Below are 11,973 nucleotides of genomic sequence, written 5' to 3'. Positions count from 1 at the left end.
CGAGATCAGACCATGCCGCCGTTGGGCTGGATGATCTGGCCGTGCACCCAGGACGCCTTGTCGGAGGCCAGGAAGGCCACGACCTCGGCCACCTCTTCGGGCTGGCCCACGCGGTTAAAGGGGCTCATGCCGGCCGAGCGCGCGATGGCGGCTTCGTCCTTGCCGGCGCGGAACAGGTCCGTGTCCACCGGGCCCGGGGCCACGCCGTTGACGCGGATCTTGCGCGGCGCCAGTTCCTTGGACATGGACCGCAGCAGGCTTTCGACGCCCGCCTTGGTGGCGGTGTAGGCACCGCCGCCGGGCACGGCGACGCGCACCATGGAGGTGGTCAGGCCGATGATGTTGCCGCCGTCCACCACGTGCTTCGCGGCCGCGCTCAGCACGTTGAAGGCGCCGATGAGGTTCACCTCCACGACCTTGCGGAAGTTCTCGGGGTCGTAAGTGGCGATGGGGCCGGGCGGCACGTTGATGCCGGCGTTGGCCACCACGCAATGGGGCATGCTGCCGAAGTCCCTGGCCACATCGGTGAACACCTGGGCCACCTGGGCCGCCTCGCGGATGTCGACCTTGTAGCCCCGGGTCGTGGCGCTGCCGATCTTGGCCGGCACATTGGGCGCGCTGCTCACATAGGTGTAGGCCACGTCGTAGCCGCCCTCGGCCAGTTTCTGGACCGTCGCCGCGCCGATGCCGCGCGTGCCGCCGAAAACGAGTGCGATCTTCTTGCTCATGGGAAATCCTTGATTGATTCGAGTGAAATGTCAGGCCTTGTAAGGCTTGCCGTAGATCGGTTCTTTGTAGGGGATGGGGGGCAGCTGCCAGGTACCCGTAGAGGGGGGACGCACCTCGGCATCGACGTGCACGTCGATCACACAGGGGCGTTTGTTCTTCAGCGCCTGCTGCACGGTGGCGCCCAGGTCCTGCGGACGGGTCACGGTGTAGCCGTCGGCGCCGCAGGCACGGGCCCAGGCGGCGAAGTCCGGGTTGTAACGCGCGCCGGTTTCACCGTGGTAGAAGGCCGTGCCGATCTCGCGGCCGTCGAACAGGCCGTACTGCAGATCGCGGATGGCGCCCCAGGCGAAGTTGTTCCAGATGATCCAGACGACGGGCAGGTTGTATTCCACCGCCGTGCACAGCACATAAGGCGCCATGGTGAAACCACCGTCGCCGACCACGGCCACGCAAGGCCGGTCGGGCGCGGCCAGCGCCGCACCCATGACACCGCAGACACCGAAGCCCATGCTGGAATAGCCCCAGCTGTTGAGCATGCTCTGCGGGCGTTTGGCCTGCCAGAACTGCATGAACCAGTTGTGGTGCACGCCGGAGTCGAGTGCGAGGATCACGTCGTCAGGCAGCACCTTCTGCAGCGTGCCCACCACGAACTCGGGGCGCAGCGGGCTGGTGGAGTCACCAAAGTGCGGGCGCACGAAAGCTTCCCACTGGGCCTGCCAGCCCTGCACCTGGGCCAGCCAGGGCGCGTAGCGCGTGGCCGTGATGTCCTTGCGGTTGGGCAGCGCGTTGAGCAGCTGGCGCGTGAAGACCTTCACGTCGGCGATCACACCGAGTGTGGGCGCGTAGTTGCGGCCCAGCTCCTGCGGGTCGATGTCCACGTGCACGAGCTTGGTCTTGGGGAAGTTCCAGGAATAACCCTCGAACCAGCTCGAAGAGCTGCGGTCGTCGAAGCGTGTGCCCAACGTGATCACCAGGTCCGAACGGCGGCCGGCCTCGTTGGCGGGGTAGGCGCCGTTGCGGCCGATGAAACCCAGCGCCAGCGGGTGGTCGCCGCGGATCGCGCCCATGCCATTGGGCGAGGTGATGACCGGGATGCCCAGCTTCTCGGCCAGCTCGGTGATCTCGGGGCCGGCTTCGGACAGGGTGGCGCCGTGGCCGATGAAGAGCACGGGCTCGCGCGCCGCGGCCAGCAGGTCCAGTGCGATGGCGATGTCAGCGTCGTTCGCGCCCGGGCGGTGCGCGCGCTGCACGTGCGAGGGCGGCGGCAGCTCCACATCCGCCTCTTCCTGGTAGACGTTGTAGGGGATGTCCAGGTTCACCGGGCCGGGGCGGCCCGTGACCATGGTGTCCATGGCCTGGCGCAGGGCCAGCGGCAGCATGTCCACGCGCGTGGGCTGGAAGGCCCGCTTGACCACCGGGCGCATCACTTGCGCGAAGTCGGCCTGGTTGTGTTTGTACAGCTCCTGGAAGGGCGCGCGGTTGTGCTGCGAGGTCGGCACGTTGGACGTGATGCACAGGAAGGCAGACGAATCCGACAGCGCGGTGGCGCAGGACATCACCATGTTCGCCGAACCGGGGCCGGTGGAGGTCAGCGTGGCCACCGGCTTGTGCTTGACGCGGAAGTAGGCGTCGGCCATGTGGCCGGCGCACTGCTCGTGGCGCGGCGAGATGAGCTTGAGCTCGTCCTTCACGTCGTATAGGGCATCGAGGATGCCCACGTTGCCGTGGCCGCAGATGCCGAAGATGTACGGCACTTTTTCCTGGACCAGGTATTGGGCGATCAGTTCGCCACCTTTCATCTTGGCCATGTTCAGCTCTTTCTACTTTCAGGTGTCAGGTATCAGACCGCAGTGAACGTCACGATACGCTCTTCGGTCATTTCATGGACCGCGTAATGCGGGCCTTCGCGGCCGAAGCCGCTGTCTTTGGAGCCGCCGTAAGGCATGAGGTCCACGCGCGAGCTCGAGGTCTCGTTGATGTGCACGCCGCCCACCTCCAGCTGCTGGGCCGCGGCCAGCGCATCGCCCAGGCGGTTGGTGAACAGGCCGGTGGCGAGGCCGAAGGGCGTGGCGTTCACGCGCGCGATGGCCTGGGCCAGGGTCTTGAAAGGCACGATGCAGACCACGGGGCCGAAGATCTCGTTGCAGCCCACCTTCATGGCGTCGCCGATGTTGGTCAACAGTGTGGGTGGCACCACGGCGCCCTGGCGCGGGCCGCCGGCCAGCAGCTTGGCGCCGGCCGCCACGGCCTCGTTGATCCAGGCCTCGATGCGGATGGCGTTGTCTTCGCTGATGACCGGGCCGACGAAGGTCTTGCTGTCCTGCGGGTCGCCGCAGACCAGCTCCTTGACCATCTGGCCCAGGCGCGTTTCCACCTCGGCCAGCAGCGACTCGTGCACCAGCAGCAGCTGCACCGAGGTGCAGACCTGGCCAGCCTTGCGGTAACCGGCATTGACGATCTTGGGCAGGGCCGCGTCCAGTTTGGCGTCGTCACAGACGATGGTGCAGGCGATCGAGCCCAGCTCCATCTGCGTGCGGCGCAGGCCGGCGGCCTGCTGGATCTTGCGGCCCACTTCGGTGCTGCCCGTGAAGGCGAAAAAGCGCACGCGCTCGTCGGCCTGCAAGGCCTGCACCACCTCGGCACTGCCATGCAGCACGCTGAGGAAACCCTTCGGTATCCCGGCGTCCAGCAGCACCTCGGCCAGCAGGCAGGCGGTGATGGGCGTGAAGGACGAAGGCTTGAGGATGACGGCATTGCCGGCGGCAAAGGCCGGCGCCACCTTGTGCGTCACCGTGTTGAGCGGCGAGTTGAAGGGTGTGATGGCGGCCACCACACCCAGGGGCACACGCAGCGTGAAACCCAGGCGGCCGGCGGCGCCGGGCGCGCCGGCCAGCGGGATCACGTCGCCGGCCAGGCGGCGCGCCTCCTCGGCCGAAAGCCGTAGCGTCTGCAGGCAGCGGCGCACCTCGCCCATGGCATCACTCTGGGTGAAACCGGCTTCCAGCTGCATGGCGCGCACGAACTCCTCGCTGCGCGCCTCCAGCAACTGGGCGGCGCGGTCCAGCACCACACCACGCTCATAGGCCACGGGCGCGCCCTGGCGGAAGGCAGCGTGCGTCACTTCCACGGCCTGGCGCACCTGCGCCGCGTCGGCGGTGGTGACCGTGGCGCAGGGCTGCAATTTGTACTTGTCGCGCACGGCAACGCGCGGGCCCGTGCCGGCGATCCACTGGCCGTTGACCAGCAGGCCGTAGACAGCCGGAGCGGCGGACGTGGCCGTGTCGATCACGGCAGATACCTTGCGGTCCATCAGCGCATCTCCTCTTCGTCGTCGGCCGGCGTGGTGACCACCAGGAACACCAGGCCATCGGTGCCGGTGTTGGTGAAGCTGTGGCGGATGCCGGGCGGCACGTAGACGTAATCGTGCGCTCGCATCAGCTGCTTCTGGTCGTCCAGCGTGAGGATGCCCTCGCCTTCAAGCACGTAATACACCTGCTCCTGCACCTTGTGCACGTGCTCCTGCACATAGGCCATGGGCGCGTAGCGCGAGATGCGGAAGTCCACGCGCGAGCTGCCCGTGGTGGTGGGGCCGGCCAGCTCCTTGGACAGGGCGCCGCCGAAGTGGCCCGGGTATTCCTTCCAGGGCATGTTCGCCATCTTTTCCAGCAGGAGCCGCAGCTCGGGTTTCTTGTTCATGATCATTCCTTCCTTGTGTGTTGCAGCGGCTCAGAGCCAGAGAATCTTCTTGCGGTAATCGAGATCGGTCAACAGGGGTTCGGCCGGGCCTTCGTGGAAGACGGCGCCGCGCTCCAGCGCATAGGCGCGGTCGGCCAGGGCCAGCACCAGATCCAGGTTGTGCTCGACGATGACGATGGACACGTGCTGGCGCAGCTTGTCGAACACGGTGAACAGCTCCTGCACCACGGTGGGCGCCAGGCCTTCGAAGGGCTCGTCCAGCAGCAGCAGCTTGACGTTGCCCGACAGCGCGCGCGCCACGGCCACCATCTGCTGCTCGCCACCCGAGAGGTAGTCGGCCGCCACGTCCATGCGTTCTTTCAGGCGCGGGAAATAGGCCAGGATCTGCGCCTCGTCCCAGACCACGCCGGTCTTGCCGTCGGTGGGACGCGCCAGCCGGCCCAGCGACAGGTTCTCGCGTACCGTCATGCCGGCAAACAGGCCGCGGCCCTGGGGCACGTAACCGATGCCCAGGCGCGCAATGTCGGGCGCGCTGAGGCCGGCGATCTCGCGGCCGTTGAAGTTCACACGGCCGCTGGCCGGTGACAGCAGGCCCACCAGGCTTTTCAGCAGCGTGGACTTGCCCGCGCCATTGCGGCCCAGCAGCGCCACGATCTCGCCCTCGCGCACCTGCAGGCTGGCGTCGTTGAGGATGTGGCTCTTGCCGTAAAAGGCGTTGACCTTGTCGAAGTCCAGCACCAGGGGCCGGTCGCCCGTGGCCACGCCGGTGCGGCCCGTCACGGGCGGCGTGCCGGTGCCGGTGTAGATCTCCTGCACACGCCGGTCGCAGCGCACCTCCTCGGGCGTGCCGCTCATGAGCACCTCGCCCTGGTTCATCACCGTCACGCGGTGCGAGAAAGACAACACGCGGTCGATGTCGTGCTCCACGATCAGCACGGGGATGTTGCTCGCGATGGTCTTGACCAGATTGGAGACCCGCTCGCGCTCGGCCGCGGCCAGGCCGGCCAGCGGCTCGTCCAGCAGCAGCACCTGGGGCTTGGAGCCCAGGGCGATGCCCAGATCCACCAGGCGCTGGCCGCCATAGGACAGGTCGCCCCCGCCCACCTGCTCCATGCCCTGCAGGCCCAGGAACTTCATGAGCTCGGTCGTCTCGGTGTGAACCTCGGGGTAGCTGTCGATGTCGCGCCAGACGTTGAAGCGCGCCGCGTGCCGCGCCTGCAGCGAGAGGCGCAGGTTCTCGTAGATGCTCAGGCCCTTGAACAGATTGGTGATCTGGAAGGAACGGGCCAGGCCCTGCTGGCAGATGCGGTCCGGCGCCAGGAACTGGATGGCCTGCCCGTGCAGGCGCACCGTGCCCGTGTCGGCCATGAACATGCCCGAGATCAGGTTGAAGGTCGTGGTCTTGCCCGCGCCATTGGGGCCGATCAGGGCGTGGATCTGTCCCGCCTCCATCGTGAGGCTGTTCTCGCGCACGGCCTGGATGCCGCCAAAACGTTTGCTGATGCCCTGCGCCTCCAGCACGGCGCCCTCGACGCGCTTCGGGCGCAGGAACTCGGGCAGGGGCAGGCCTTCGAAGATCTTGCGCTTGCTCATGGCGGCGCCGTCTTCGGGCGCGGGACGCCAGCGCCGCTGCAGCTGGGCCCAGATGCCGGTCAGGCCCGCGGGCGAGAAGATGATGAAGGCGACGAAGATCAGGCCGAAATACAGCAGCCAGTTGTCGGTGTAGATGGAGAACAGCTCGCGGAACAGCAGGAAGAACAGCGCGCCCAGGGCCGGGCCCAGGAAGCTGCGCATGCCGCCGATCACCACCATGGCCAGCAGCTCACCCGAGAAGGCCACCGTGGTGGACTCGGCCGCGGCCAGGCGGTGCAGGAAGACCATCAACGCGCCGGCCAGGCCGGTCACCGTGGCCGAGATCACAAAGGCCAGCAGCTTGTAGCGGTCGACGTTGTAGCCCTGGAAGGTCGCACGCTGCTCGTTCTCGCGGATGGCCACCAGCACATGGCCGAAGGGCGAGCGTGTCACACGCAGCAGGGCGTAGAGCACGGCAAAACCAGTCAGCGCCACCAGCACGTAATAGACCAGGTGGCTGTCCAGGTTGAGCAGGGCCAGCCCGCCCCGCTCGATGCCACCCAGGCCACCCTCGCCGCCGGTCAGGCTGGTCCAGCGGAAGGCGATGGCAAAGGTCAGCGCGGTCAGCGCCAGCGTCAGCAGCGAGAAATAGACCCCGCGGCGACGCAGGATGAGAAAGCCCACCAGCAGCGACAAGGTCGCCGTGAACAGGATGGAAAAGGCGAAGGGCAGCACGATCTGATCCTTGAACCAGTGCAGCTGGGCCAGCGCGGCTGCGTAGCCGCCGATGCCGAACCAGGCGCTGTGGCCGAAGGAGACCAGGCCGGTGGTGCCCACCAGCAGGTTCAGGCCCATGGCCGCCATGGCCAGGATGACCACCACGGTAGCGGCGTCCAGCGTCAGGCCGATGGCCTGGAACCCCAGGGGCAGCAGCACCAGGGCGACCAGGCCGACCCACAAGGGCCGGTATTTGGAATTCAGCAGAGCAGTCATTGTTTTGGTTTTCTTCTCGTTCTCACTCGAAGCGTTCGATGCGCTCACCCAGCAGGCCACGCGGACGGAACATCAGCACCAGGAACATCAGCACGTACATGGAAGCCTCGCCGGCCGCCGGCTGGAAATGGATGGTGATGCCGCGCACCACGCCCACCAGCAGCGCCGCCAGCACCACGCCCCAGAAGCTGCCCAGGCCGCCGATCACCACGACGACAAAGGCCACCGTCATGATCTCGGTGCCCATGGCCGGGTGCACGATGGTGATGGGGCCGAAGAGCACACCCCCCAGCGCGGCCGTGGCCACACCCAGCATGACGATGGCCGTCATATAGGGCTGCAGCTTGATGCCCAGCACGGCCACCATGTCGGGCTTCTGCACACCGGCGCGCACCACACGACCGAAAGAGGTCTTGTGCAGCAGCAGCCAGATGCCGACCATCACCACCGTCACCACGCCCAGGATGAAGAGCCGGTACTTGGAGAACATCATGTCGCCCATGATGAGCTGGCCCTTGAATTCGGGCGGCATGGTGGAGGCCAGCGGGGCCGAGCCCCAGGCCATGCGCAGGGCCTGCTCGGCCACCAGGGCCAGGCCGAAGGTCACCAGCAGGCTGAGGATGGGATCGGCCGTGTAGAAACGGCGCAGCAGGTAGCGCTCGAACAGGATGCCCAGCAGGCCCACGAGGGCCGGCGTGATGAAGATGCTGCCGGTGAAGCCGGCATGCTTGATCACCTCCAGCGAAACGTAGGCGCCCAGCGCATAGAAGGCGCCGTGCGCCAGGTTGACGATGCCACCCACGCTGAAGATCAGCGACAGGCCCAGGGCCAGCAGCAGGTAATAACCACCGAGCACCAGGCCGTTGACGACCTGCTCGAGCAAGAACAAGATTTCCATGATTTCCAGACGGGTGGGAGTGGCGCGGCACCGCACGCGGCGGCCCGGGCAAGGCAAGGGGCGTCACGGCACGCAACGCCCCTCCCATCAACTCACGGCTTCTTTACATCTTGCAGGCGCTCTCCGCCTTCGGAGGGGCCAGCGAGTCCAGCGGCTGGTTCGCGGCCGGCACGGCTTCACCGAACAGCAGGAAGTCCTGCTTGTTCTTGGCCTGGCCCTTGGGCTTGACGGTGAAGGGATAGGCCTCCTGCATGAGCTGGTGGTCCCAGCTGCGGAAGTAGGCCGGGCGAGCCTTCAGCACGTCGAACTTGGCCTCGGACTCGAAGTAGGCGATCAGCTTCTCGGTGTCGGTGGACTTGGTGGCGTTCATGGCCTGGGCCATCATCTTGAGCGAGACGTACTCGATCCAGGCGTGGTTCTCCGGGATGCGGCCGTACTTCCTGGTGAAGTTGGCCACGAAGGCCTGCGAACCCGGGGTCTTGAGCTCGTGGTGCCAGACGGTGGGCCAGATACCGCCCAGATTGCCCTCGCCGGCAGCCCAGGCGTCGGCGGTGTTCAGGTTGAAACCCGCCACCGGGTAGGGCAGGCCGAATTCCGAATACTGCTTGACGAAGTTGGTCACCTGGTTGCCGGCCAGGTTGGTGGCCACCAGATCGGGGCGGGCCTGGCGGATCTTGAGCAGGTAGGGGCTGAAGTCGGTCACGTCGGTGGCCACCAGCTCGTCGCCGATCACGGTGCCGCCGTTGGCGGTGAAGAAACGCTTGGCCTGGCGCGACAGGTCGTGGCCGAAGAGGTAGTCGGCCGTCAGGCTGAAGATCTTCTTGCCCTTGACGTGGCCTTCACGCACCAGCGCCTCGCCGGCGGCATTGACCATCACCGTCACCGGGATGTCGACGTGGAAGGTGTAGCGGTTGCAGTCCTTGCCGCGCAGCGCGTCGGAGCGCGCGCCGATGCTCATGAACAGCTTCTTGTTGCGTGCGGCCACCTGCGAGATGGTCAGCGCCGAGCCGGAGTTGATCTCGCCCATCAGCACCGTGACGTTGTCGCGCTCGATCATGCGCTGCGCCTTGGTGGCGGCCGTCTGCGGGTTGACCGAGTCTTCGCTCATCACTTCCAGTGGGCGGCCCAGCACGCCGCCGCCGGCGTTGATCTCCTCGGCCGCCATCTTGATGCCCTGCGCGGCATACTCGCCCAGCGCACCGAGGAAGCCGGTCATGGGCGTGAGGTGGCCGATCTTGATCGGGCCCGACTGGGCGCTGACCAGCGAGGGCAGGCCCAGGGCGGCACTGCCGGCCACCAGGGCACCGGCCTGCAGCAGGGTGCGGCGCTGGCTGGAGGGCGCCTGGCTTTTTTGCTTGTTCTGTTTGGCTTCCATGATCTTGTCTCCTGTTGGTTTGGGTATGGACTGGAATGCAGGGCCGATGATAGGAAGAGCCCGTCACTCTGGAAAATACTGTTTTCCGAGATGGGGTATAGCTATTTCTTATAGGGGGCCATCCTCAAAAACTTATAGGATGCGGCGATGGACCTGCGACAACTCAGATACTTCGTACAGATCGTGGAAAGCGGCAGCCTGGCCAAGGCCTCGCGCCAGCTTTTTATTGCCCAACCCGCGCTGAGCCAGCACATCGCCAAGCTGGAGGCCGAGGTCGGCAAGCCCCTGCTGATCCGCACCGCCAAGGGCGTGACCCCCACCGAAAACGGCACCGCCCTGCACCACCATGCGCGTTTCATGCTGCGCCAGCTGGACCAGGCGCTCTCGATCGCGCGCCAGGAACCGGGCACCGTGCACGGCATGGTCTCGGTGGGCCTGGCGGCCACCACGGTCTGCGCCGTGGGCGTGCCCTTCATGCGCCGCATCCGCGAGAAATTCCCCGGCATCGTGCTCAATGTGGTCGAGGGCATGAGCGGCCACCTCGCGCAGATGATGCGCATGGGCCAGCTGGACCTGGCCATCCTCTTCAGCCGCGACGCCGTGCCCGACCTGCCGGCCGAGCCCCTGGTGGAAGAAGAGCTGTTTGTGATGCTGCCCGAAGACAGCGACCTGGTGCCGCCCCGGCGCATCAAGCTCAGTTGCACCGACACGGCCGACCTGCCCCTGATCCTGCCCACCGGCATCCACGGCCTGCGCCGTCGCATCGCGGCCGAGTTCGAGCAGCGCAACCTGGCCCTGCACGTGGTGGCCGAGATCGACTCGCTCTCCCTGCTGATGACTTGCGTGCGCGACGGCATGGGCGCCACCATCAAGCCCATGTCGGCCGCCCTGCTGGAAGGCCGCATGCGCGAGGGCTGGCGCACCTTGGCGATTTCCGACGCCGAGATGAAACGCCCCAACTTCCTCTATTCGGTCGACCCGGAGCGCCTGACACCCGCCGCCGCCGCCGTGCGCGGCGAGCTGCGCGAAACCGTCAAGCAGCTCGTGAGTAGCGGGACGTGGAAAGGGGTCAACCTGCTCTGAGCAGATTGACCCCTTAGGTGGATGAGCGCCGGGGCTTACTTCAGCGCGGCGATGCCGGCGTTGGCCACCACCTCGTCCTGCGCGCCGGAAGCGCCGGAGCAGCCGATGGCACCGATGATCTTGCCGCCCTCCATCAGCGGAATGCCGCCGCGCGAAGCGATCACGTCATCCAGGGTCAGCAGATAGTTGTTGCCACCCTGGATCCCTGCCTCGAAGGCCTTGGTCGGACGCTTGTACTTGGCCGACGCACGGGCCTTGTGGATGGCCACGTCGATGGAGCCGATCTGGGTGCCGTCCACGCGCTTGAAGGACACCAGGTTGGTGCCGGAATCGACCACGGCGCAGGCCAGCGTCCAGTTGCGGCGCCTGGCTTCGGCCACGGCCGCCGCCAGCACGGCGTCGGCCCGCTCCAGGCTGATCGGGCTGCCGTAAGGGAAGTCGTTGGGTTGTTTCTCGGCCACCACGTCCAGGGGGTTGGGCGTCTGGGCAAAAGCGGTACCGGCCAGCAGCAGGGTAGCCACCACCAGCAGTTTGCGGGTCTTGATCATGAACGTCTCCTGTTTGTGTGTTTATGACATCTGACCGCCTGGTCAAGTACCGGCAGCAGACCGACGCAATGTAGTCCGCCGCAATACCCTCGCCCCCCTCAGGGTCGCGATGGGGGCATCAGTTTTTCTGATGAGAGTGCGCTGACTCAATCCGCCAGCAGGCTGGCACCCACCCAGCGCCCCGAGCGCACCAGCTCGCGCGCGCAGTCGGCCAGCACCACGCGGGCGGCCAGGCCGGCCGGCGAGAGCTCGTCGTCCGACAGGCTGCACAGCATGTTGCGGCGGCAGGCCAGGGGATCGGCCAGCTCCGACAGGGCAAAACGCTCGGCCGCATCGCGGTAGCGGCTCACCGCCGCCCAGGGCTGCAAGGAACCGCCCAGGCCCGCTTCGACCGCATCCATCAGCATGGACAGGGAGTCGATCTCGGCGACCACCGTGGGCTGGATGCGCGCACGGCTGAACACGGCATCCAGCGCGCTGCGCAGGCCGTGCCCCCCCGTGGGCATGATCAGCGGTGCACCCTTGAGGCTGGCCGCTCGCACCTGCGCTGGCAGCTTGCCCTTCACACTGCTGCGCGCGCGGATGTAATAAAGCTTTTCCTCCAGCAGCGGCATCACGCTCCAGCGCCGCCCCGGGTCGGTGTTGAACAGCACGGCCAGGTCCAGCTGGCGCGCATTGAGCATGGTGGTGACATGGCCCGACATGCTTTCCACCAGATGCAGGCGCACATCGGGGTAACGCTCGCGCATGGCGCGCAGCAGGGGCAGGCCCAGCACGGCAGCCGTGGTGGGCGCCAGGCCCACGCTGACCGAACCCGAGAGCCGCGCCTGCTGCGCCGCGCGCGCGGCCTGCTCGGCGTGGCGCAGGGTCAGCTGGGCTTCGCGGAAGAAGGCCAGGCCGGCCTCGGTGGGCGTCACGCCCTTGCTGGAACGCTGCAGCAGGCGGGTGGACAGCTCCCCCTCCAGCCGGCTGATCTGCTGGCTCAGGGCCGACTGCACCATGTCGAGCTCCAGCGCGGCGCGGCTCATGCTGCCGAGCTCCACCACCCGCACGAAATAACGGATCTGCCTGAGTTCCAT

At 66.9% G+C, this 11,973-nt stretch carries 10 protein-coding genes; 1 reads left to right on the top strand and 9 read right to left on the bottom strand.

The genetic code is table 11. The annotated features are described in order from the left end of the window. Nucleotides 1-5 precede the first annotated feature (5 nt). From AO057_RS04250 to AO057_RS04220, 7 genes are all read right to left on the bottom strand, one after another. Nucleotides 6-728 carry an SDR family oxidoreductase gene (locus AO057_RS04250; protein ID WP_057674465.1) on the bottom strand — a complete coding sequence of 241 codons (723 nt, stop codon included), beginning with the start codon at nt 726-728 and terminating at the stop codon, nt 6-8. Between the two features lie 30 nt (nt 729-758). Next, on the bottom strand, nt 759-2,537 hold the full coding sequence (locus AO057_RS04245; protein WP_057674464.1) for a thiamine pyrophosphate-binding protein: 1,779 nt from the start codon (nt 2,535-2,537) through the stop codon (nt 759-761). Nucleotides 2,538-2,569: 32 nt separating this feature from the next. Further along, nucleotides 2,570-4,039, bottom strand: a complete 1,470-nt coding sequence (locus AO057_RS04240; protein ID WP_082605407.1) for an aldehyde dehydrogenase family protein — start codon at nt 4,037-4,039, stop codon at nt 2,570-2,572. Beyond that, a complete protein-coding gene (locus tag AO057_RS04235) occupies nt 4,039-4,425 on the bottom strand; it encodes a cupin domain-containing protein (RefSeq protein ID WP_082605624.1) in 387 nt (128 codons plus the stop codon). The genes AO057_RS04240 and AO057_RS04235 overlap by 1 nt, the downstream gene beginning before the upstream one ends. 30 nt (nt 4,426-4,455) lie before the next feature. Then, the gene (locus tag AO057_RS04230; RefSeq protein WP_057674462.1) at nt 4,456-6,990 is read right to left on the bottom strand and encodes a branched-chain amino acid ABC transporter ATP-binding protein/permease; all 2,535 of its coding nucleotides are present in this window, start codon (nt 6,988-6,990) and stop codon (nt 4,456-4,458) included. 22 nt (nt 6,991-7,012) lie between these two features. Further along, nucleotides 7,013-7,888 (bottom strand): branched-chain amino acid ABC transporter permease, encoded by an 876-nt coding sequence (locus AO057_RS04225; RefSeq protein WP_057674461.1) that lies wholly within the window; start codon nt 7,886-7,888, stop codon nt 7,013-7,015. A gap of 103 nt (nt 7,889-7,991) precedes the next feature. After that, nucleotides 7,992-9,263, bottom strand: a complete 1,272-nt coding sequence (locus tag AO057_RS04220) for an ABC transporter substrate-binding protein (protein WP_057674460.1) — start codon at nt 9,261-9,263, stop codon at nt 7,992-7,994. A gap of 147 nt (nt 9,264-9,410) precedes the next feature. Here AO057_RS04220 and AO057_RS04215 point away from each other — a divergent pair, with 147 nt between their 5' ends. Beyond that, the gene (locus AO057_RS04215; RefSeq protein WP_057674459.1) at nt 9,411-10,346 is read left to right on the top strand and encodes a LysR substrate-binding domain-containing protein; all 936 of its coding nucleotides are present in this window, start codon (nt 9,411-9,413) and stop codon (nt 10,344-10,346) included. A gap of 35 nt (nt 10,347-10,381) precedes the next feature. On the opposite strand, the gene AO057_RS04210 is transcribed toward AO057_RS04215, so the two are convergent. Continuing rightward, nucleotides 10,382-10,894: a GlcG/HbpS family heme-binding protein gene (locus AO057_RS04210; RefSeq protein WP_057674458.1), complete on the bottom strand. Its 513-nt coding sequence runs from the start codon at nt 10,892-10,894 to the stop codon at nt 10,382-10,384. A 146-nt stretch (nt 10,895-11,040) separates the two neighbouring features. Continuing rightward, nucleotides 11,041-11,973 (bottom strand): LysR family transcriptional regulator, encoded by a 933-nt coding sequence (locus tag AO057_RS04205; RefSeq protein ID WP_057674457.1) that lies wholly within the window; start codon nt 11,971-11,973, stop codon nt 11,041-11,043.

Source organism: Curvibacter sp. PAE-UM, from assembly GCF_001432305.1.
Lineage (GTDB): Bacteria > Pseudomonadota > Gammaproteobacteria > Burkholderiales > Burkholderiaceae_C > Hylemonella.
Note: the sequence above shows the minus strand (reverse complement) of the source record. Positions and strands in the feature narration are given on the sequence as shown.